At 34.4% G+C, this 21,832-nt stretch carries 20 protein-coding genes and 1 tRNA gene; 10 read left to right on the top strand and 11 right to left on the bottom strand.

The genetic code is table 11. The annotated features are described in order from the left end of the window. Window positions 1-317: 317 nt before the first annotated feature. The 10 genes from KQI71_RS10360 to dnaA form a co-directional block, all read right to left on the bottom strand. Window positions 318-405 (bottom strand) — tRNA-Ser (locus KQI71_RS10360). A gap of 164 nt (window positions 406-569) precedes the next feature. Then, window positions 570-1,127, bottom strand: coding sequence for a Fe-S-containing hydro-lyase (locus KQI71_RS10355; protein WP_216435993.1), 558 nt, complete (start codon window positions 1,125-1,127; stop codon window positions 570-572). A gap of 12 nt (window positions 1,128-1,139) precedes the next feature. Further along, on the bottom strand, window positions 1,140-1,982 hold the full coding sequence (locus tag KQI71_RS10350) for a fumarate hydratase (RefSeq protein ID WP_216435991.1): 843 nt from the start codon (window positions 1,980-1,982) through the stop codon (window positions 1,140-1,142). Between the two features lie 14 nt (window positions 1,983-1,996). Beyond that, window positions 1,997-2,494 carry a hypothetical protein gene (locus KQI71_RS10345; protein WP_216435989.1) on the bottom strand — a complete coding sequence of 166 codons (498 nt, stop codon included), beginning with the start codon at window positions 2,492-2,494 and terminating at the stop codon, window positions 1,997-1,999. 99 nt (window positions 2,495-2,593) lie between these two features. After that, the gene (gene gyrA / locus KQI71_RS10340; protein WP_216435987.1) at window positions 2,594-5,080 is read right to left on the bottom strand and encodes a DNA gyrase subunit A; all 2,487 of its coding nucleotides are present in this window, start codon (window positions 5,078-5,080) and stop codon (window positions 2,594-2,596) included. A gap of 17 nt (window positions 5,081-5,097) precedes the next feature. Next, the gene (gene gyrB / locus KQI71_RS10335) at window positions 5,098-7,020 is read right to left on the bottom strand and encodes a DNA topoisomerase (ATP-hydrolyzing) subunit B (protein WP_216435986.1); all 1,923 of its coding nucleotides are present in this window, start codon (window positions 7,018-7,020) and stop codon (window positions 5,098-5,100) included. A 9-nt stretch (window positions 7,021-7,029) separates the two neighbouring features. After that, window positions 7,030-8,115 carry a DNA replication/repair protein RecF gene (gene recF, locus KQI71_RS10330; RefSeq protein ID WP_216435985.1) on the bottom strand — a complete coding sequence of 362 codons (1,086 nt, stop codon included), beginning with the start codon at window positions 8,113-8,115 and terminating at the stop codon, window positions 7,030-7,032. An 11-nt stretch (window positions 8,116-8,126) separates the two neighbouring features. Further along, window positions 8,127-8,336 (bottom strand): RNA-binding S4 domain-containing protein, encoded by a 210-nt coding sequence (locus KQI71_RS10325; protein WP_216435984.1) that lies wholly within the window; start codon window positions 8,334-8,336, stop codon window positions 8,127-8,129. Between the two features lie 13 nt (window positions 8,337-8,349). Then, window positions 8,350-9,453 carry a DNA polymerase III subunit beta gene (gene dnaN, locus KQI71_RS10320; RefSeq protein WP_216435982.1) on the bottom strand — a complete coding sequence of 368 codons (1,104 nt, stop codon included), beginning with the start codon at window positions 9,451-9,453 and terminating at the stop codon, window positions 8,350-8,352. Between the two features lie 269 nt (window positions 9,454-9,722). After that, entirely contained in the window at window positions 9,723-11,054 is a 1,332-nt protein-coding gene (gene dnaA / locus KQI71_RS10315; protein WP_216436000.1) for a chromosomal replication initiator protein DnaA, read from the bottom strand. A gap of 476 nt (window positions 11,055-11,530) precedes the next feature. On the opposite strand from dnaA, the gene rpmH reads away from it, so the two are divergent. Genes rpmH through rsmG form a run of 8 tightly spaced genes read left to right on the top strand, consistent with a single transcriptional unit; the run spans window position 11,531 to window position 18,129 of the window. Beyond that, window positions 11,531-11,665 (top strand): 50S ribosomal protein L34, encoded by a 135-nt coding sequence (rpmH, locus tag KQI71_RS10310; RefSeq protein ID WP_008392981.1) that lies wholly within the window; start codon window positions 11,531-11,533, stop codon window positions 11,663-11,665. Between the two features lie 51 nt (window positions 11,666-11,716). Next, complete coding sequence (gene rnpA / locus KQI71_RS10305; RefSeq protein WP_216435980.1) at window positions 11,717-12,064, top strand: ribonuclease P protein component; 348 nt, start codon at window positions 11,717-11,719, stop codon at window positions 12,062-12,064. After that, window positions 12,061-12,294: a membrane protein insertion efficiency factor YidD gene (gene yidD, locus KQI71_RS10300; protein WP_216435978.1), complete on the top strand. Its 234-nt coding sequence runs from the start codon at window positions 12,061-12,063 to the stop codon at window positions 12,292-12,294. The genes rnpA and yidD overlap by 4 nt, the downstream gene beginning before the upstream one ends. Before the next feature lie 5 nt (window positions 12,295-12,299). After that, entirely contained in the window at window positions 12,300-13,310 is a 1,011-nt protein-coding gene (locus tag KQI71_RS10295; RefSeq protein WP_216435976.1) for a YidC/Oxa1 family membrane protein insertase, read from the top strand. Window positions 13,311-13,313: 3 nt separating this feature from the next. Beyond that, window positions 13,314-14,102 carry an RNA-binding cell elongation regulator Jag/EloR gene (gene jag, locus KQI71_RS10290; RefSeq protein WP_216435974.1) on the top strand — a complete coding sequence of 263 codons (789 nt, stop codon included), beginning with the start codon at window positions 13,314-13,316 and terminating at the stop codon, window positions 14,100-14,102. A 47-nt stretch (window positions 14,103-14,149) separates the two neighbouring features. After that, on the top strand, window positions 14,150-15,523 hold the full coding sequence (gene mnmE / locus KQI71_RS10285) for a tRNA uridine-5-carboxymethylaminomethyl(34) synthesis GTPase MnmE (protein ID WP_216435972.1): 1,374 nt from the start codon (window positions 14,150-14,152) through the stop codon (window positions 15,521-15,523). A gap of 2 nt (window positions 15,524-15,525) precedes the next feature. Then, window positions 15,526-17,418 (top strand): tRNA uridine-5-carboxymethylaminomethyl(34) synthesis enzyme MnmG, encoded by a 1,893-nt coding sequence (mnmG, locus tag KQI71_RS10280; protein ID WP_216435970.1) that lies wholly within the window; start codon window positions 15,526-15,528, stop codon window positions 17,416-17,418. Further along, window positions 17,419-18,129, top strand: coding sequence for a 16S rRNA (guanine(527)-N(7))-methyltransferase RsmG (gene rsmG, locus KQI71_RS10275; RefSeq protein ID WP_216435968.1), 711 nt, complete (start codon window positions 17,419-17,421; stop codon window positions 18,127-18,129). Here the strand turns inward: rsmG and KQI71_RS10270 are convergent. Further along, window positions 18,126-19,076 carry an alpha/beta fold hydrolase gene (locus KQI71_RS10270; RefSeq protein ID WP_253288036.1) on the bottom strand — a complete coding sequence of 317 codons (951 nt, stop codon included), beginning with the start codon at window positions 19,074-19,076 and terminating at the stop codon, window positions 18,126-18,128. The two genes, rsmG and KQI71_RS10270, sit on opposite strands and share 4 nt — an antisense overlap. A 126-nt stretch (window positions 19,077-19,202) precedes the next feature. Here KQI71_RS10270 and KQI71_RS10265 point away from each other — a divergent pair, with 126 nt between their 5' ends. Continuing rightward, on the top strand, window positions 19,203-19,967 hold the full coding sequence (locus tag KQI71_RS10265) for a hypothetical protein (protein WP_216435967.1): 765 nt from the start codon (window positions 19,203-19,205) through the stop codon (window positions 19,965-19,967). Between the two features lie 12 nt (window positions 19,968-19,979). Further along, a complete protein-coding gene (gene argS, locus KQI71_RS10260) occupies window positions 19,980-21,665 on the top strand; it encodes an arginine--tRNA ligase (protein WP_216435965.1) in 1,686 nt (561 codons plus the stop codon). Window positions 21,666-21,832: the final 167 nt, after the last annotated feature.

Genomic DNA, 21,832 nt, shown 5'->3' with positions numbered 1-21,832 from the left:
CTTTATCCTTGTTATTACTGTTCTTAAAGAACGTTCGTCGATTTTTACTAAAATCGTCTGAAAAATTCAATTGAATTTTCAAGGTTGTCTTATTGTTCAGTTGTCAATGTTCTGTGATTTGCTTCTGTGTGTAAGAAGCTTTTCTATTATATCACTCTGTTCTTTGTTTGTCAAGAACTTTTTTTATTTTTTTAAGTTGTTTTTTATCAACTTTCGTGTCTCTTGTAAGACACAACTTGTTTATTGTATCACAGTATTTATTCTCTGTCAATACTTTTTTCAAAAAAATTAAATCTTTCAAAAGAAAGATTTAAAAGCGCAGAAGGAGGGATTTGAACCCTCGCACCGCGTAAACGGTCTACACCCTTAGCAGGGGCGCCTCTTCAGCCACTTGAGTACTTCTGCAAATGCCTAAACATAAATACTTTATGAAATTGCATTACGTTTTTTACAACGCTTGAATATCTTACCAAACTCACTTGGGTTTGTCAATACATTTTTCTTATTTTTTTTAATTTCTTATAAAATTAGTCAGGAAGAAGGAAACTCCCTTCTTCCTATTCTCAAAATTATAACAGCTGCTTTTTAAAATCTTCAACCGCTGTCTCATATAAATTATGTCCTTGACTATCAATCACAACAATAACTGGAAACCTTTCTACCTTTAATTTTCTGATTGCCTCTGTTCCAAGATCATTGTAAGCAATGACCTCTGCCTCTTTAATACATTTCGATAATAAAGCTCCGGCTCCGCCAACCGCTGCAAAATAAATTGCCTTATGTTTAATAATTGACTGAATGACTTCTTTTGATCTTTTTCCTTTTCCTATCATTCCCTTTAAACCATGTTCAAGCATCGTAGGTGTATATTTATCCATACGGCTACTTGTTGTTGGTCCTGCTGAACCAATAACTTGTCCCTCTTTTGCTGGTGTTGGTCCCAGATAATAAACAAACTGATTTTCTAATGATACAGGAAGCTCCTTTCCTTCCTGCACTGCTTCATACATTCTTTTATGTGCAGCATCTCTTGCAGTGTAAATCGTACCCGTTAAATACACATAATCTCCAGATTTTAAATTTTCTAATTCTTCCTGTGATGTTGGTATTGTTAAATATTTTTCCATATGTTCCTCTCCTTATAAGACTCTGTGTGAATGACGGTTAACGTGACAACATATATTAACTGCCAGCGGCATCCCCGCAATATGAGTCGGATATGTTTCAATATTTAATCCTAACGCTGTTGTACTTCCTCCAAGACCTCCTGGACCAATCCCAAGCTGATTAATTTCAGAAAGTAATTCTTTTTCAAGGCGTGCAATATGAGGTTTATCCGAATGCTCATCAAGATTTCTTGTCAAAGCTTTTTTAGCAAGAAATGCAGCCTTTTCAAAACTTCCTCCTAACCCTACGCCAATAACCATTGGTGGACAGGCATTTGGACCAGCATCTCGGACAGCTTCTATTACAGATCTCTTAATTCCTTCTTCTCCATCCGCTGGTTTTAACATAAAAATACGACTCATATTTTCACTTCCAAATCCCTTCGGTGCCACCAGAATTTCAAGATTTTCTCCTGGAACAATATCAATATGAAGAATCGCTGGTGTATTATCCTTCGTATTTTCACGAATTAAGGGATCTTTTACAACAGATTTTCGAAGATACCCTTCCGTATATCCCTGTCTTACTCCTTCATCCACTGCCTCTTTCAAAGGCATCCCTTCAATATGCACATCCTGTCCAATATTTAAAAATACAATTGCCATTCCAGTATCCTGGCAAATTGGAATTCTATCTTCACCTGCAATTTGCATATTTTCCTGAAGTTGCCCTATGATCTGTTTTCCCAAAGGACTTTTTTCATCTTCATATGCTTTTTCAAATCGGCATTTCATATCATCTGTTAAAGATAAATTCGCTTCAATACACATTTCTTTAATATTTTTTATAATTTCATCTGTGTGAATCGTTCTCATAACCGCCTCCAAAATTAATGCTTATGTTTCTTCTTTTTCTTCTGAATTGATTTTATCAGCTTTTCCCATTGCTTTCCAATCTGATCTGCCCTTTTAAACTGTTTTTTCTTTATACATGCCTTCATTTTCTTTTTATAATCGGTAATCTCCTGAAGCTGATCTTTCTTTGCCTTAGAAGTATCCATGCTCTCCAGTTTTTTCTCATACTCTTTTAAATTCTGCTTATTTTCCGCAAGAATCATTTTCTCAAACTGATGCATCTCTTTTTTTGCTTTTTCCACATCATCCACATATTGATGATGTACAGCATATTTGTAATTTGTATTCAGCCGATCATATTCTCCATCATTTCCATACAAATTATAATTTGAAAATCGCTGTTGACTTTCTTTTAATCCCTTTTCCATTTTATGAATTGTGGAAATTTTATAGAAAATAAATGCTCCGACTGCACACACTGCAATCAAAAGAAAAAGCACAATCTTCCATTTTCTTTTCTTCTGGTTGTCCATGATCTTTTTTCCTCCGTCACATAGCTATTTCCCATGATTCAGACTATTATATAACAAAAATGAAGGATAGGCAATTTCTACCTATCCTTCATGGAACACCTATTGTTCGTTTTCTTTTATTTCTGCTTCATTATCTTCTTCTACATCTTCCCGGACTTTTGCAATGCTTGCAACCTGAACATCATCATCTACATTCATTACCTTCACACCAGATGTATTTCTTCCAAGAACAGAAATACTGTCTACACTCATACGAATAATAATTCCTTCCGTTGTGATCATCATAATTTCATTATTTTCATCAACGGCTTTTACTCCAACAACATCTCCTGTCTTTTCTGTAATCTTATAGCATTTAACACCTTTTCCGCCTCTATGCTGGGAAGTAAACTCACTCATCATTGTCCTTTTTCCCATTCCATTTGCGGAAACAATTAATAATGCTTCTCCCTGACAGTCAAGCTGCATTCCAATCACTTCGTCATTATCACTCAGATTAATACCACGTACACCCATCGCCGTACGTCCCATACAACGAACATCTTTTTCATGGAAACGGATACACTGTCCATTTTTTGTTACAAGAAAGATATCCTTTTCATTATCTGTAAACTTAACTTCAATTAACTGATCGTCATCTTTCAATGTAATCGCTGCAAGACCAGTTTTTCTTATATTTGCAAAATCCATAATCGAAGATTTTTTAACAATACCATTCTTCGTTGCCATCATTAAGTATTTTCCTTCTTCATAATCCTCGATCGGAATGACTGCTGTAATCTTTTCTCCTGGTTGTAACTGAAGAAGATTGACAATAGCACTTCCTCTGGCAGTCCTGCTGCTTTCCGGAATTTCATAGGCTTTTAATCGATAAACACGACCAAGATTTGTAAAGAACATAATATAGTGATGGGTTGTAGTCATAAATAGCTCTTCAATATAGTCTTCATCGATGGTCTGCATTCCCTTAATGCCTTTTCCTCCTCTACGCTGACTCTTAAAATTATCAACGGTCATTCTCTTGATATAACCAAGTTTTGTCATAGTAATAACTGTATTTTCTTTTGAGATAAGATCTTCAATCGAAATATCATCCACATCAAAGCCAATTTTTGTTCTTCTGTCATCCCCATATTTATCACGAATTAAGATTAATTCATCCTTAATAACTCCAAGAAGAACTTTTTCATCTCCAAGAATCTCTTTCAATTCTTTAATACGAGTCATCAACTCATTATATTCTTTTTCAAGTTTTGCTCTTTCTAAACCATTTAAAGCACGCAGACGCATATCTACAATTGCCTGTGCCTGTGCATCTGTCAGTGCAAATTTTTCCATTAATTCTGCTTTTGCTGCCTGAATATTAGATGCTCCACGAATAATTTTAATAACTTCATCAATATGATCTTGAGCAATCAACAACCCTTCTAAAATGTGAGCACGTTCTTCTGCTTTATTCAACTCATATTTAGTTCTTCTTGTTACTACATCTTCCTGGTGTTTTAAATAATTACCAAGCATTTCGGAAAGATTTAATACTTTCGGCTCACCGTTAACTAATGCTAACATAATAACACCAAAAGTATCTTGTAGCTGTGTATGTTTATATAATTGATTTAAAATTACATTTGCATTTGCATCTCTTCGAAGTTCAATACAAATTCTCATACCGCTCCGATCCGACTCGTCTCGAAGTTCTGTAATACCATCAATTCGTTTTTCTCTTACAAGCGCTGCAATTTTCTCAATCAGACGCGCCTTATTGACCATATATGGAAGCTCAGTTACAATAATCCTCTGTTTTCCATTTGGCATCGCCTCAATATCTGTAACAGCACGTACTTTAATTTTTCCTCTTCCCGTACGATAGGCCTCTTCAATTCCTTTTCTTCCGAGAATTGTCGCTCCTGTTGGAAAGTCTGGACCTTTTACAACATCCAGCAATTCCTCCATTGTCGTTGTACGATCCTCTTGTATACGATTGTCAATAATTTTAATAACTGCATCAATTACTTCTCTCAGATTATGCGGAGGAATATTCGTTGCCATACCAACTGCAATACCTTGTGTACCATTTACAAGCAAATTTGGAAATCTTGATGGAAGTACGGAAGGCTCTTTCTCTGTTTCATCAAAGTTTGGTACAAAATCTACGGTATTTTTATTAATATCTGCCAATAACTCCATGGAAATTTTGCTAAGCCTTGCTTCTGTATAACGCATAGCTGCCGCTCCATCCCCATCAACAGAACCAAAGTTTCCATGTCCATCTACCAGCGGATATCTGGTAGACCAATCCTGAGCCATATTAACTAATGCCCCATAAATAGAACTATCACCATGTGGATGATATTTACCCATGGCATCACCAACGATACGGGCACATTTACGATGTGGTTTATCCGGACCATTATTTAATTCAATCATTGCATAAAGAATTCTTCTCTGTACAGGTTTCAGACCATCCCGTACATCTGGAAGAGCTCTGGATACAATAACGCTCATCGCATAATTAATGTATGATGTTTCCATTGTCTTCTTCAGATCAATGTCATGAACTTTATCAAAAATTGTGTTCTCGTCCATTCTTTTCTTCCTTCCTACTAAATATCAAGATTCTGTACATATCTTGCATTTGCTTCAATAAACTCTCTTCTAGGTTCTACTTGATCTCCCATTAAGGTTGTGAAAGTCAAATCAATCTCAGAAGCAGAATCCTCATCTAGATTTACTCTCAAAAGAATTCTCTTTTCCGGATCCATAGTTGTATCCCATAACTGTTCTGCATCCATCTCACCAAGACCTTTGTAACGCTGAATCTTAATGTTATTATCTCTTCCAATCTCTTCAAGAATCTGATTTAATTCTTCATCACTGTAAGCATACCAGTATTTTTTATTCTTTTCGATTCTAAAAAGAGGCGGCTGAGCCAAATAAACATAGCCATGTTTAATTAGATCTGGCATAAAACGATATAAAAATGTTAATAATAACGTTGCAATATGTGCTCCATCCACATCGGCATCTGTCATAATAATAATTTTATGATAACGCAATTTCTCAATATTAAAATCATCATGAATTCCTGTACCAAATGCTGTAATCATTGCCTGAATTTCCTTATTCACCAGAATTTTATCAAGCCTTGCTTTTTCCACATTTAAAATTTTACCACGCAATGGAAGAATAGCCTGTGTCGCACGAGAACGTGCTGTTTTTGCAGATCCTCCTGCAGAGTCTCCTTCGACAATATAAATCTCACAATTTTCTGGATTCTTATCAGAACAATCTGCAAGTTTTCCAGGAAGACTCATTCCATCCAGTGCAGTTTTTCTTCTTGTTAAATCACGCGCTTTTCTTGCGGCATCCCTTGCTCTCTGTGCAAGAACTGCCTTTTCACAAATAACTTTTGCCACCTGAGGATTCTGCTCTAAGAAATACGTCAGCTGTTCTGCAACGACACTATTTACTGCACCTCTTGCCTCGCTATTTCCAAGTTTTTGTTTTGTCTGACCCTCAAACTGAGGTTCTCCAATTTTTACACTAATCACAGAAGTTAAACCTTCTCTGATATCCTCACCAGAAAGGTTATCCTCTTTTTCCTTCAGCAAATTATTTTTTCTTGCATAATCATTAAAAGAACTTGTTAATGCATTTTTAAATCCAGACAAATGCGTACCACCTTCTGGAGTAATGATATTATTTACAAAACTTAAAGAAGTCTCATTATACGAATCATTATGCTGAAGTGCAACCTCAACATAAACTCCGTCTTTTTCTCCCTCACAGTAAATAACTTGATCATAAAGACTTTCTTTTCCCTTGTTCAGATAAGCAACAAATTCCTTAATTCCACCCTCATAATGGAATATTTCTTCTACTCTTTCTTCACCACGTTCATCTGCAAGAACAATTTTAAGATTCTTGGTTAAGAAAGCGGTTTCTCTTAATCTTGTTTTTAATGTTTTATAATCAAAATTTACCGTCTCAAAAATCGTATCATCTGGCATAAACTGTACGGTTGTACCTGTTCTGTCACTATCTCCTACAATTTTCAGAGGATAACATACTTTACCTCTCTCATAACGCTGCTGATAAACATGACCTTCTTTGTATACTTTTACTTCAAGCCATCTTGATAATGCGTTTACAACCGAAGAACCTACTCCGTGTAATCCACCAGATACCTTGTATCCTCCACCACCAAATTTACCTCCAGCATGAAGAATGGTAAATACAACTTCGACACTGGATACACCTTTCTTTTTATTAATTCCAACAGGAATTCCACGGCCATTGTCCTGTACAGTTACAGATCCATCTTTGTTTAATGTCACATAGATGGTATCGCAGTACCCCGCCAGAGACTCATCAACCGCATTATCTACAATCTCATATACCAGATGATGAAGTCCTTTTTCTGATGTACTTCCAATATACATTCCAGGTCTTTTGCGCACAGCTTCAAGCCCTTCTAGGATTTGAATCTGATCTGCGCCATATTCCCCTTGTTTTTGTGTACCCATAGTCTCCTCCTAATTCTGTTTGATTATTTTTCCTTCTTTTATCTGAAACATTCGCTGAACCGGCAAATGTTGACTAATAAATTCATCCAGGCCAGTACAAGTAATAAACGTCTGTGTATCCTTAATACTTTCCAGCAAATATATTTTACGGTTACTATCAAGTTCTGATAAAACATCATCTAAAAGTAAAACCGGTGTATCATGAAGAACTTCCTTTACAAGCTGTATCTGTGAAAGTTTTAAAGAAAGTGCCGCCGTTCTCTGCTGTCCCTGTGATCCAAATTTACGAATATCAATGCCATTCACAATAAAGCTGATATCATCCCTGTGGGGTCCAATACTTGTTGTTGTATATTTCAGATCTATACTTCTTTTTTTGTTTAATTCTGTTAAAAATATATCATATTCTACGTTATTTTCATACTCTAACTGAATTTCTTCTCGATTTCCAGTCAATTTTCTATGAATTTGTTTTATAATCATATTTAAATGATCAATAAATTTTCTACGATAACGAATAACTTCAGATCCATATTTTACAAGCTGAAGATCCCAAAATTCTAAAGTATCCACTAAATTCGGCTGAAATTTCAATTGTTTCAACAAATTGTTTCTCTGCATTAATATTTTATTATACTTTGTCAAGTGATATAAGTACAGTCTTTCCAGCTGGGATAATTCAATATCCAAAAACTTTCTGCGCTCACTTGGACCATTTTTTATAATTTTTAAATCTTCCGGTGAAAAAAAGATGACCGGAATCTGTCCCAGAAGATCACTGGATTTACGAATTGGAATCCGGTCAATTGCAACACCCTTTACACGGTTTTTCTTTAAATGCATATCCAGCTGATGCATAATATCCTGTTTTTCATAATGAATTCTAATATGTGCCTCATCATGATGAAACTGTATGATTTCCCGATCTTTACTACCTCTGTGCGATTTTGTCGTGGCTGCCAAATAAATAGCCTCCACAATATTCGTCTTTCCCTGGGCATTATCACCATACAAAAGATTCGTTCCACCTGCAAAATTCATCGAAAGCTGCTCATAGTTCCTGTAATTCTTTAATTCTAAAGACTTAATAAACATAATGCTCCCAACTATTTTACAATTTTTACTTCTTCTCCGTCAAAAGAAATTATTTCTCCACCAAAAAGTTTTTTTCCACGACGAGTTTCAACTTCGCCATTTACGAGAACTTCTCCATCCTGAATAACAATCTTTGCATCCAGCCCAGATCCTACAAGGCCAGCGGCTTTTAAAGCCTGACCAAGTTTAATATGTTCGTCTCTTAGTTTAATTTCTATCATGATACTCTCCTTTTTAATGATTAAAATTAACAGGAAGGATTAAATACGTGTAAGTTCCTGCATCATCACGAATATAACAAGGTGCTTTAGGATTTACAAGATAAATGTGAATCTCTTCGTCATCAATGACCCTAAGTACATCCATCAAAAACTTTGGATTAAATCCTATCAGTATATCCCTTCCTTCTTTCTGAATCATAATACTTTCTTCCATAGATCCAAAGAAAGAAGAAATGCTTAATTCTAAAGAATTATCTGTAATATTAATAATAATTGGTTTTTTATCAGATTCTCTAATCAATAAGCTAGCACGGTCTATACAATTTAAGAATTCTTTCTTATTTATTGTAATTTTTGTTTCATAATCACTGGAAAGCATCTGACTTATTTTATAATATTCCCCTTCCAGAAGTCTTGAAACAACTTTTGTACTATCAAATTCAAATAAAATATGTCTTGGAGTTACATAAATTGCAACATCCTTTTCAACTTCTCCTGATATAATTTTAACAATCTCCTGAAGTGTCTTTCCTGGAACAACAACCTTAAATTCATCTGCGCTATCTTTCAATTCAAGTTTACGAATCGAGATGCGATGTCCATCTAATGATACTACGCTCAATTGTTGATCTTTAACTTCAAATAATTCTCCAGTCATCAATTTTGTATTTTCATTATCTGAAATAGAGAAAATTGTTTGACGAATAATTTCTTTTAAAGAAAATTGTGATAATGTAATATTCTTTTCTTTTTCAATCTCTGGAAGTGCAGGAAATTCTGTACCATCCTGACCAATAATGTGGAAACTTGATTTTTCACAAACGATTAATGTGTTAAAATCTTGTGTTGTTTCAATTGTAACATCATTATCAGGAAGTTTACGTACAATTTCTGAAAATAGTTTTGCGTCAAGAGCGACTTTTCCTTGCTCAAGAATTTCCCCTTCAATTGTAGTTTCTATACCAAGTTCCATATCATTTGCTGTTAAAGTAATTGTTCCTGCTCCAGCTTCAATTAAAATACATGAAAGAATAGGGAGTGTTGTTTTATTAGATACTGCTTTAGATACAATACCAACTCCGTGAACAAGATTACTTTTTTTACATATAATTTTCATAAATGTGTATAACTCCTTCCTATGTAAAATTTACTTAAATAAATAAAATATAACCGTAGTCTTCGTAGTAGTAGCTGTGGATTTGGGGATAACCTTAAAAAACCTTGAAAATTCGGGCTTTTCCGATGTGGATAACTTGTGCATAAGCTGGGGAAAAAGGTTGGATAAGTCTCTAGTTATCAACATTCCAAAATTTGGGAATGAATGTTTATACACAGGATATCCACAAGTTATCCACAGTATTTGTGGATAACTCACTTATTATTGCATTATTCCATTTTTTTGGTGATAACATTTATAATATTCTGTAAATTAACATCTTTTTGTAAATCTCTCTCTATTTTTTCCACACCATGAATCACAGTAGAGTGATCTCTTCTGCCAATAAATTCACCAATTTTAACAAGAGAAGTATCTGTTAGTTTTTTACATAAATACATACAAATTTGTCTTGGATATGCGATATCATGGCTTCTTTTTTTGGAAATGATATCACTCGTTTGAATATTAAAATGTTCTGCGACTGTTTTTAGAATCAGATCTGGTGTGATTTTTGGTTTATCTTTACTGTCAATTAAATCCTGGAGTGCAAGTTTAGAAGATTCCAGGCTAATTGGCTGTTTATTTAATTTGGAATAAACTTTAATTTTATTTAAGGCACCCTCCAGATCACGAATATTAGATTTAATATGAGTTGCGATATAATCAAATATTTCGTCATCGATATAAAGGTGGTCAAGTTCCGCGCGTTTTCTTAAAATTGCGATCTTTGTTTCATAATTTGGCGGCTGGATATCCACAGTAAGTCCCCAACTAAATCGGCTTCGAAGTCTTTCTTCTAAGACATCCAGATCTTTTGGCGGTTTATCTGAAGAAAGGATAATTTGTTTTTTAGAATTATATAAAGCATTAAATGTGTGGAAAAATTCCTGCTGAGTACTTTCTTTTCCGATAATAAATTGAACATCATCGACTAAAAGAACATCAATATTTCGGTATTTATTGCGTAGTTCTTCCTGTTTTTTATGCTGAATGGAGTTGATAACTTCGTTTGTAAAGTCTTCACTTGTAACATATAAAACATTTAAACTTTTATTATGCTCGAGAATATAATGAGCAATTGAATGCATTAAATGAGTTTTCCCGAGACCAGCACCACCATATAAAAATAAAGGGTTATAAGCTTCAGCAGGTGCCTCGGCAACTGCAATACTGGCGGCATGAGCCATCTGGTTATTATCACCGATAACAAAAGTGTCGAATGTATATCGTGGATTTAGATTATTGTCATCTGGGATAGAATTCTTTACCGAAGGCTTTTTTGAATTCTTATTTTTTTCGAGTTCGAATTCAATCTTATATTCCTTCCCAATTAAAAGATGAATCGCCATGGAAATATTAAAATCATACATTTTGGTTTTGATAAACTGAATTCCTCTCTCATCATATTTCTCAGGAAGACATAAAACAATTTTATCATCCTGTACATCTGTAATATGAAGTGGTTTGATCCATGCATTGATTGCTGCACTGGACATATCACATTCCTGTTCCAATTTAATAAGTACATCATCCCAGATGTCCTCAATGTTTTTTTTCATGTCTGACATGGCTAATTCGAATCCCTTTCTACATTAATTTTTATAAAAGTGCATAGATGCGCACTATAATTAGTGTATAACAAAAAAAATATTTTTTCAATGTCTGTTTGAGAGTTATCGACAAGTTATGAACAGGTTGTGCACAGAAGAGTGGAAAATTACCCACAGGGTGTGGATAACTTTGTCCACATTATCCACATGTTGAATTGTGTTGAAAAATAAAGATTTTTGACATCTCAAAAAAAGATATACACATGTTATCCAGAAGTTATACACATCCCAAGTATAGATTACCCACAAATTGTGGATAACATTTGATTTATCCACAATATATGTACAGCAATGAATTTCTAAGAAAAAAAGCGATTATTTACTTGACTTTTCCTTAAGTGTCTGGCTATAATAGGAGTGATGTTTTTACGAATATATTATTCATATATATAATCAGATTTTATTAATAAGGAGGTGTTTTGACAATGAAAATGACATTTCAGCCAAAGAAAAGACAGAGATCTAAAGTTCATGGATTTAGAAAAAGAATGAGCACTGCTAACGGAAGAAAAGTTCTGAAGAGTAGAAGAGCAAAAGGAAGAAATAGATTATCAGCTTAGGTCGCAGAGATGTGACCTTTTCTTTTCTCTATTAATAAGGAAGAGACTATTATGAAACATTATCATTCATTAAGGAAAACCAGGGATTTCCAGCAAGTCTATCATAGAGGAAAATCAAAAGCTAACAGATATTTAGTATTTTATTATAGAAAAAATGATTTCGATTATAATCGACTTGGAATATCCGTAAGTAAAAAAGTTGGGAATAGTGTAGTAAGGCATCGCGTGACACGTTTAATTCGTGAAAGTTATCGATTAAATCAGGAAAAAATTAAGAATGGATATGATATGGTAGTAATTGCAAGAAAAACTGCAAAAGATATTGACTACCGTACAATGGAGAGTGCATTTTTACATCTTGTGGAAATACACCATTTAAAAAAGAGTGATCATATTTGAAAAAAATTTTAATTGCTGTTATTAAATTTTACAGAAAGTATTTATCGAAGTTAAAGGGAAGAGGAACTTGCATTTATGTTCCGACGTGTTCGGAATATGCAATTGAAGCCTTGGAAAAACATGGCGTGATAAAGGGAAGTCTTTTGGCTATTTATCGAATATTGAGATGTAATCCATTTTCCAAGGGCGGATATGATCCTGTTCCTGAAGTCAGGAAGGGAAAAAGGTAAGAAAAATGATGTTTTTGGCACAGGCCCAGAATGTGGGCACAGGTGGAATTTTATATCCGATTGTAAGAATTTTCGGATGGGTCATGGAAGGAATTTATAATGTCCTTGCAGCCATGGGAATTTATAACGTCGGATTATGCATTATCTTATTTACGTTAATTTCCAAGCTTCTGATTTTACCATTGACCATGAAACAGCAGCGGTCTATGAAAATTAATCAGGTAGCGCAGCCGGAAATTAATAAAATTAACAAAAAATACAGAAATAAAAAAGATCAGGCATCAATGATGAAACAGCAGGAAGAGATGCGCCAGGTTTATGATAAATATGGAACCAGTCCTACAGGTGGATGCGCGACTACATTAATTCAGTTTCCGATCATCATGTCTTTGTACTATGTTGTACGTGCAGTAGAACGATATATTCCTCAGATTGCAGCAGATTCTAAGATTCATGAACATTTATTTGAGCTGCTTCCAGGAATTAATATTCAGGCAACACCAGGATTTAAACTTAGTCCGTTATTACTTGTACCAATCGCTTCGTTTCTTTTCCAGTTTTTAAGTGCAAAAACATCAATGTCAAATACACAGATGGATGAAAACGCACCAGGAGCAGGTATGACAAAAAGTATGATGTATACAATGCCATTGATGTCATTATTTATGTGTATTACTTTACCAGTTGCCCTGGGTGTATACTGGACAGCAAGTGCTTTATTCCAGTGGATTCAGCAGATTGCTTTTAACTATTACTATGATCATGCAGATATGGATAAAATCATAGAAAAGAGCAGAGAAAAAGCAGCAAAGAAGAAAAAGAAAAAAGGACCTTCATTATATGAAAAGATGCTTGGTGCGGCAGCAGAACAGCCGCAGTCAGGTGAAATTAAGAAAGGTGCCAGTGCAAAATCTACTAAGAATGTAAATTACAGTGGAAATGCTGGTGGAAATTCTAAAGGAGGAATTGCATCAAAAGCGAATGCACTGAATCGAAATAATAAGGGAGGTAAATAGGGAATGGCAGTAAAGAGATTTACAGGAAAGACAGAAGCAGATGCAGTAATGAATGCTGCAATGGAATTAGGAATTCCAAGTACCGACCTGAATTATAAAGTTATTGATTCTGGAAGTAATGGTTTCTTCGGATTATTTAAGAAACCGGTCATTATTGAAGCTAATACGGAGATAAAGACATCCGTTGAGCAAAAACCTGTAAAAGAGATTAAGAAAAAAGAAGAAACAAAAGCGAAAGAGAAAAAACCGGCAAATTATGATAAAAAGATGCCAGGTAAAGCAAAAGAAAATGCTGTACCAAAAGAGCAGAAAAAGACAAAAGCACCAGAGAATATTGATGATATTGTAAAAGATACAGAAAAATATTTAGATGAAGTGTTAAGAGCCATGGGATTAGATCCAAAATTGAACCTATATTATAATCGTAGAGATAATGTTTTAAATATTAATGTCTCTGGGGATAAGATGGGAGCATTGATTGGAAAACATGGACAGACTTTGGATGCACTTCAGTATTTGACAAGCCTTTTTGTAAATAAAGAAAGTGATTCGTTTGTTAAGATTAAATTAGATACAGAGAATTACCGAGAGAGAAGACAGCAAACATTAGAAAAATTAGCTGGAAGTATTGCATACAAGGTGAAGAAAAATAAAAAGCCGATTTATCTCGAGCCGATGAATCCAAATGAAAGAAGGATCATTCATTCTGCTTTGCAGAGAGATCCGGATGTAATTACGAAGAGTGAAGGAAAAGATCCTTATCGTAAAGTTGTTATTATGCTGAAAAAATAAGAGAGAAGGCTGCCTTGGTTAAGGCAGCCTTTTTTGAGGTGAATTATATGAATGCAGATACGATTGCAGCAGCGGCAACCCCAATGACCAGTAGCGGTATTGGAATTATAAGAATTAGTGGGGATCAGGCGCTGCCTATTATTTCAAAAATATTTAAACCGAAAAAAGAAAAAAAGATGGAAGAAGTTCCAACTTATACAGCACATTATGGACATATTTATGTAGATGGAAAAATGCTGGATGAATGCATTGTTCTTGTAATGAAGGGACCACATTCTTATACGACAGAAGATGTAGTGGAAATTAATTGTCATGGTGGTGTCATTGTAATGAAGAAAATTCTCGAGGCAGTTTTGAAGGCTGGAGCAAGACCGGCAGAGCCAGGAGAATTTACAAAAAGAGCTTTTTTAAATGGCAGAATTGATTTGACAAAAGCAGAGGCAGTTATGGATTTGATCCAGTCTAAAAATGAATTTGCACTTACATCATCTTTGAAGCAGTTGGATGGAGTACTTGGAGATAGGATCAGTTCTATAAGAAAGGAAATTATTCACAGTGTTGCATTTATTGAGTCAGCGTTAGATGATCCAGAGCATTATTCTGTGGATGGTTTTTCTGATCAGCTGAAGATTCAAATTGAGGATATAAAAAAGCAGCTCAACCATTTTTTGGAACATGCGGATGATGGAAGGATTCTGAAAGAAGGAATTCAGACAGTTATTGTAGGAAAACCCAATGCTGGAAAATCTTCTGTTTTAAATGTACTTCTTGGGGAAGAGAGAGCTATTGTTACAGAAATTGCAGGAACAACAAGAGATACATTGGAGGAGTCAATTCAGATTAATGGGATTCCTTTAAATATTATTGATACAGCGGGAATCCGAGATACGGATGACTTAATCGAAAAGATTGGTGTGGAAAAAGCAAAAGATTTGTTGAAAAAGGCTGATCTTGTATTATATGTTGTGGATACTTCGGTTCCATTTACAAAAGAAGATGAACAGATTATTGATCTGATTAGAGAAAAACAATCGATTGTCTTATTAAATAAGGCCGATCTTGAAACAATTGTTACAAGAGAAGAATTGAAGGAAAAAGGATTTGAACATGTTGTAGTGATTTCTGCGAAACAAAGACAAGGAATGGATGAACTTTATGAAGCAATTAATAATATGTTTTTCCATGGAAGAGTTTCTTTTAATGATGAAATCTATCTTACAAACATCAGACATAAAGATGCAGTATCAAATGCACTGCATAGTTTAAATCTTGTTCTTAAGAGTATTGATGATGGAATGCCGGAAGATTTCTTTTCGATTGACTTGCTGGATGCATATGAACAGTTAGGATTTATTACGGGAGAATCTGTAGGCGAGGATCTTGTTAACGAAATATTTGCAGAATTTTGTATGGGTAAATAAAGATGAAAAATTTAGAAGAACAATATGATATCGTTGTAGTAGGAGCTGGACATGCAGGATGTGAAGCGGCTTTGGCATGTGCAAGACTCGGATTGGAAACTATTTGTTTCACAGTAAGCATGGATAGTGTGGCGTTAATGCCGTGTAATCCTAATGTAGGTGGAAGTTCCAAAGGGCATCTTGTAAGAGAGATTGATGCATTAGGAGGAGAGATGGGAAAAAATATAGATAAAACCTATCTTCAGTCAAAAATGTTGAATCAGTCTAAAGGACCGGCTGTACATTCTTTAAGAGCACAGGCAGATAAAAAAATGTATTCTATTTCCATGACACAGGTTATGGGAAATACAAAAAATCTAACATTAAGACAAGGAGAAGTTACAGAAATTCTTGTATCAGAAGATGGTAAAATTGAAGGTGTAAAAACTTATTCTGGAGCAGTTTATCATGCAAAAGCAGTGGTACTGACAACTGGAACTTATTTAAAGGCAAGATGTATTTATGGGGATGTCAGTACACATACAGGGCCAAACGGACTTCAGGCGGCCAATTATCTGACAGATTCCTTAAAAGCTCACGGAATACAGATGAGGAGATTTAAGACGGGAACTCCTGCCAGAATTGATAAAAATACAATTGACTTTAGTAAAATGAAAGAACAATTTGGGGATGAACATATTGTTCCTTTCAGTTTCACAAATACAGAAGATGATATTAAGAGAGATCAGATTTCATGTTGGCTGACTTATACAACGGAAGAAACACATAGGATTATCCGTGAGAATATTCAGAGATCTCCTTTATTTTCCGGTGCCATTGAAGGTACAGGGCCACGTTACTGTCCATCTATTGAAGATAAAATTGTAAAATTCCCAGATAAAAATCGTCATCAGGTGTTTATAGAACCAGAAGGAGAATATACGAACGAGATGTACGTTGGGGGTATGTCTAGTTCACTGCCAGAGGATGTTCAGTATCAGATGTATCACAGTGTTCCAGGTTTAGAGAATGCCAAAATTGTAAGAAATGCATATGCGATTGAGTATGATTGTATTGATGCAACACAGCTAAAACCTTCGCTGGAATTTAAATCAATTGAAGGACTATTTAGTGGAGGACAGTTTAATGGAAGTTCAGGATATGAAGAAGCAGCGGCACAGGGATTGATGGCTGGAATTAATGCAGCAAGAAAACTTCAGGGAAAAGAAGCTATTGTATTAGACAGATCCCAAGCGTATATTGGAGTATTGATTGATGATCTTGTAACAAAAGAGACTTCAGAGCCATATCGCATGATGACTTCCAGGGCAGAGTATCGTCTTCTTCTGCGTCAGGACAATGCAGATCTTCGATTAACAAAGATTGGACACGAAATTGGTTTGATTGATGAAGCTCGTTATGAACATCTTCTAGAAAAAGAAAAACAGATTGATGCGGAAATGGAACGTTTGAAAAAAGTAAATGTTGGAGCATCTAAAGAGGTACAGGCATTGTTAGAAAAACTGCAGACACCAACATTGAAATCAGGTTCTAATATGATCGAGTTGATCCGTCGTCCAGAATTAAACTATATGGTATTAGCACCAATTGATAAAGAACGTCCACAGCTTGCCATGGATGTACAGGAACAGGTAAACATTAATATAAAATATGAAGGATATATCCGTCGTCAGTTGTCTCAGGTAAAACAGTTTAAGAAAATGGAGAAAAAAAGAATTCCAGATGATATTCGGTATGAGGATGTTGGAAGTCTGAGAATTGAGGCAAAACAGAAGCTTTCTAAAATTCGTCCTTCTTCTATTGGACAGGCATCAAGAATTTCTGGAGTATCACCGGCCGATATTTCCGTTTTGCTTATCTATTTAGAGCAGATGTATCACAGGAGAACAAAATAAATGGAAAGATTAAGACAAAAAGCACAGACTATGGGAATTGAATTAAATAATTCTCAATTAGCAAAATTTGAGCAGTATTATGAGATGCTGATTGAAAAAAATAAGGTGATGAATCTGACTGCGATTACAGAAAAACAAGATGTCATTGATAAGCATTTTGCAGATAGTCTTGCTTTTATAAAAACAGGAATTGCTTTAGATGGGAAAAAACTTTTGGATCTTGGAACCGGTGCAGGTTTTCCAGGAATTCCATTAAAAATTGCATTTCCGGAATTGGAAGTTGTATTATTAGATTCGTTAAACAAAAGAGTTCGATTTTTAAACGAAGTGATTGATGCATTAGGTCTTGAAAAAATCACAGCGATCCATGGAAGAGCAGAAGATTTTGCAAAACAGAAGGAATATAGAGAAGGTTTTGATTTGGTTGTATCAAGAGCAGTTGCAAATCTTGCAGTGCTTTCTGAATATTGCATTCCTTATGTTGCAAAGGATGGATATTTTTGTCCATATAAATCTGGAGATGTGAAAGAAGAGTTACAAGGAGCAAAAAAGGCGGTTCATATTCTTGGAGGAGAAATAAAAGATATCATTTCTTTTGAAATTCCGGATACTGATATGAGTAGAACTATTTTAATGATTAAAAAAGAAAAGGCAACCCCGAAAAAATATCCGAGGAAAGCGGGGCTGCCATCGAAAGAACCAATCCATTAAAAGAAGATTTTGCAAAGATCTAAAAGACTTTGTGGATTTTCTAAATGAGGAAGATATAAGGTATGTTTTAAATAGCATCCTTCAATAGAGGGATTTAAAACTTGATATTGTTCTAATGTATTTTGTGCATCTGGAATATTCTGACTGATTGCCAAATAAATACTTTGATCAATATTTTGTAATGCATAAACCAGGCTGGAATTCATATAACCACCAGATTGGCAAGCATATAAATATTTTGCGCGGGTTCCTCCTCGGTGTGCATTTTTATAATATTCCTCCATATAGGATTTTTGTACATCTGACGGATTTTGAAAATACTTTTTAAAAAAGCGATGATGTATCATTGGAGTAGAATGCATGATATTATAAATAGAAGTTCCAATGATTGGTGATTCCAGTAAATATTTTAAAAGATTTCGACACTTTGTTGGAAACCGGGATGCAGAAGCCATATTTTGTGGATTAATTAGTAATAATTTATGAAACTGTTCTTTTTCCATGGAACAGGCTTGGATTGCAAAAGAACAAGAATTTCCAGATACGATGACATCTGTCTTCTGACCGATGATATCTTTGATGAAATCGTTGATCAGTTGAACATACATATAGCCGGTATAAGAAATCTTTGGTTTTTCTGATCTTCCACATCCAAGAAGGTCTAATACATAAACGGTATGTTTTTTTGATAAAGGTTTGACTAGCTGACAAAATTCAAGACTGGAACTTCCGCTGTCCAATGTATGAATTAGTAGGATTGGAGTTCCTTTTCCTTGTTTTGTATAAAAGATATTGCCAAAACGCCAAGAATATTCATGCGAATTTTTTGGGGGAAAAGTATCTTTGAAACGCTGAAGAAGAAAGATTATCTGATTCATTAAAAAGATGCCAAAGATACTTAAAATACTGATCAGCGTTATCTTTTTTTGTTTATTGTAGGGTTCCATAGGCAGCTCCTTTCTATGTAAGCTCTGATAGCATTTTATGTTTCTATTATATGCTAAACAAACTTTTGATACAATAATACTTTGATTTCTTCTTTTTTTCGTTTATGATAAGAAAAGGTGGTGCAAATGGGAAATATGACAGAGAAACAGGAATTAATGAGTGAGCTTTATAATTATCTGACCGGAGAAGTCAGAGAACAGTTTCAGGTAAAAGAAGTGCTTGCCAAGGAATTGAGAGCTCTTTTAGAAGAACGAAAACAAAAAGTAAATGATGTGGGAGATCAGACACGCGTTTATAAAATACGCCGTGTATTTTCACCTTTAGATTTTCATGAGGAAGAGGAAGAAAATGATAAAGCTGACACTTCAGAGATTGATCGAGATATAAAAATTAAAGAAAAAGATGCAAGACAGGCAGAACAAAAAGTGCAGATGCTAGCTGAGTATTTGCATGGGATTGAAGAATATCTTCTAGAAGAATCAGATCAGAAGGAATCAGAAGATACCGAAGAAACAAATCAAAAAATTCTATCGTTTTCATCTTTCTGGGATTTGCTTGAAAGTGCTAAAAAGTTACATCCAAAATTAAGAATCAATTATAAAAAAAATGATCAGAAAACAGATGTCATGCTGGACTTTGCATTTTTAAAAGAATTTCAGAAAATTACAGAATTTTTTACAAAGGAAATAAAGGTATATGTCATCAATGTGGAAACAGATATAAAACCAGAAAAGGTTTTGATACAATTTCAGATAAAACCTAAAGTTCCAGCCGATATGTCTGCTTTTCAGGAAAAGAAAAAGAAGTTGACGGATCTGCTTGGAAACGAATTTTTCATTGAACGATGGAAGACCAATACATTAGTGATAAAAGCAAATATAAAATCATAGAAAGGGAAAAATATGAAAAACAAAATTATTGATTTACTAGATCAGACGATTGAAGAATTAGATAAAGAAAAAATTGCAGATATTTTGGAAATTCCGCCAAAAGAAGATATGGGAGATTTTGCATTTCCATGTTTTCAGCTTGCTAAGGTATTTAGAAAAGCTCCGAATATGATTGCACAAGAAATTGCAGAAAAAATTCCACAATCAGAGAATCTTTCAAAAGTAGCAGCTATGGGTCCATATGTGAATTTTTATGTAAATAAAGAAATTTATGTAAAAGAAGTTTTAAACAAAATTGGTTCTGATTATGGTGCATCAGATGAGGGAAATGGAAAAACGATTTGCATCGATTACTCTTCTCCAAATGTAGCTAAGAATTTTCATGTTGGACATTTGAGAACAACAATTATTGGAAATTCTCTATATCATATTTTTGATAAATTGGGATATAAGGTGGAGAGAATCAATCATTTAGGAGATTGGGGAACACAATTTGGAAAACTAATTGTTGCCTATAAAAAATGGGGAAGTAAAGAAGCTGTTGAAGAAAAAGGAATTCCAGAACTTTTGGAACTGTATGTCAGATTCCATAAAGAAGCAGAAAAGGACGATTCTTTAAATGATCAGGCAAGAGAATGGTTTGTAAAGATGGAGCAGGGAGATAAAGAAGCTCTGGAAATCTGGGAATGGTTTAAAGATATTAGCTTGATTGAATATAAAAGAATTTATAAAATTTTAAATGTAGATTTTGATCATTATACAGGTGAAAGTTTCTATCGTGATAAAACAGCAGCGGTTGTACAAGAATTAAAAGAAAAAGGACTTTTAGAGGAAAGTGAAGGAGCCAAGATTGTTAATCTTGAAAAGTACGATATGGCACCTTGTCTTGTAACAAAGAAAGATGGAAGTTCCATTTATGCAACTCGTGATTTGGCAGCTATTTTCTATCGTAAAAATACGTATCATTTTGATAAATGTATTTATGTAACGGGATTAGAACAGAAACTGCATTTTGCACAGGTATTTAAAGTGGTTGAATTGATGGGATATGAATGGGCAAAAGATCAGTTGATTCATGTTCCTTATGGATTGGTTAGTCTGGAAGGTGGAAAGTTATCTACAAGAAATGGAAACATTATTTATGCTGAAGATATTTTAAAAGAATCAGTTTCTAAGATTCGAGAGATTATTGCTGAAAAGAATCCAGATCTAAAAGATAAGGAAGATGTTGCTCAGAAAGTTGGTATTGGAGCCATCATCTTTAATGATCTTTATAATCAAAGAATTAAAGATGTTACATTTACATGGGAAAAGATCCATAGTTTTGATGGTGAGACAGGCCCTTATGTTCAATATACTTATGCAAGAGCAGCAAGTGTTCTAAGAAAAACAGGAATTAGCGAAGTTGGAGAGATCGATGCTTCCTTAATTACAGACGATACATCGGTTGCGCTGTTAAAAGAAATTGAAAGATTTCCTGAGGTTGTTAAGACAGCAGCACAGCGTTTGGAACCATCTGTTGTTTCACGTTATGTTATGGCAGTTGCACAAGCGTTTAACAGATTTTATCATGAAAATCAATGTAATGTAGAAGATGAAAATCTTATGAAAGCTAGAGTAAAACTTGTTTTAATTGCAAAACAGGTTATCAAAGATGCTTTAGATTTACTTGGAATTCAGTGCCCAGAGCAGATGTAAGAATAAGAAGATTTTTCATGAGGGAGAGAGAAATAAATTTCTCTCTCCCTCATATTTCACGTGAAACATCATGATAAAAAGCTTTAAAATTGTAAATATGTACACTTTTTTGGGAATATTAATTTGGAAATAATGCGTAGTGCCAAAAAGATATGTTTCACGTGAAA

The sequence above is a fragment of the Anaerostipes sp. MSJ-23 genome (assembly GCF_018918155.1).
In the GTDB taxonomy this organism is placed as follows: domain Bacteria; phylum Bacillota; class Clostridia; order Lachnospirales; family Lachnospiraceae; genus Anaerostipes.
Note: the sequence above shows the minus strand (reverse complement) of the source record. Positions and strands in the feature narration are given on the sequence as shown.

Coding starts and splice junctions, on each gene's coding strand:
- rpmH (WP_008392981.1), top strand. CDS start 11,531: ATGAAAATGACATTTCAGCCAAAGAAAAGACAGAGATCTAAAGTTCAT.
- KQI71_RS10325 (WP_216435984.1), bottom strand. CDS start 8,336: ATGATAGAAATTAAACTAAGAGACGAACATATTAAACTTGGTCAGGCT.
- KQI71_RS10295 (WP_216435976.1), top strand. CDS start 12,300: ATGATGTTTTTGGCACAGGCCCAGAATGTGGGCACAGGTGGAATTTTA.
- gyrA (WP_216435987.1), bottom strand. CDS start 5,080: ATGGACGAGAACACAATTTTTGATAAAGTTCATGACATTGATCTGAAG.
- rsmG (WP_216435968.1), top strand. CDS start 17,419: ATGGAAAGATTAAGACAAAAAGCACAGACTATGGGAATTGAATTAAAT.
- dnaA (WP_216436000.1), bottom strand. CDS start 11,054: ATGAAAAAAAACATTGAGGACATCTGGGATGATGTACTTATTAAATTG.
- recF (WP_216435985.1), bottom strand. CDS start 8,115: ATGTTTATTAAGTCTTTAGAATTAAAGAATTACAGGAACTATGAGCAG.
- KQI71_RS10345 (WP_216435989.1), bottom strand. CDS start 2,494: ATGGACAACCAGAAGAAAAGAAAATGGAAGATTGTGCTTTTTCTTTTG.
- KQI71_RS10270 (WP_253288036.1), bottom strand. CDS start 19,076: ATGGAACCCTACAATAAACAAAAAAAGATAACGCTGATCAGTATTTTA.
- rnpA (WP_216435980.1), top strand. CDS start 11,717: ATGAAACATTATCATTCATTAAGGAAAACCAGGGATTTCCAGCAAGTC.
- mnmG (WP_216435970.1), top strand. CDS start 15,526: ATGAAAAATTTAGAAGAACAATATGATATCGTTGTAGTAGGAGCTGGA.
- gyrB (WP_216435986.1), bottom strand. CDS start 7,020: ATGGGTACACAAAAACAAGGGGAATATGGCGCAGATCAGATTCAAATC.
- KQI71_RS10355 (WP_216435993.1), bottom strand. CDS start 1,127: ATGGAAAAATATTTAACAATACCAACATCACAGGAAGAATTAGAAAAT.
- argS (WP_216435965.1), top strand. CDS start 19,980: ATGAAAAACAAAATTATTGATTTACTAGATCAGACGATTGAAGAATTA.
- KQI71_RS10350 (WP_216435991.1), bottom strand. CDS start 1,982: ATGAGAACGATTCACACAGATGAAATTATAAAAAATATTAAAGAAATG.
- mnmE (WP_216435972.1), top strand. CDS start 14,150: ATGAATGCAGATACGATTGCAGCAGCGGCAACCCCAATGACCAGTAGC.
- KQI71_RS10265 (WP_216435967.1), top strand. CDS start 19,203: ATGGGAAATATGACAGAGAAACAGGAATTAATGAGTGAGCTTTATAAT.
- dnaN (WP_216435982.1), bottom strand. CDS start 9,453: ATGAAAATTATATGTAAAAAAAGTAATCTTGTTCACGGAGTTGGTATT.
- jag (WP_216435974.1), top strand. CDS start 13,314: ATGGCAGTAAAGAGATTTACAGGAAAGACAGAAGCAGATGCAGTAATG.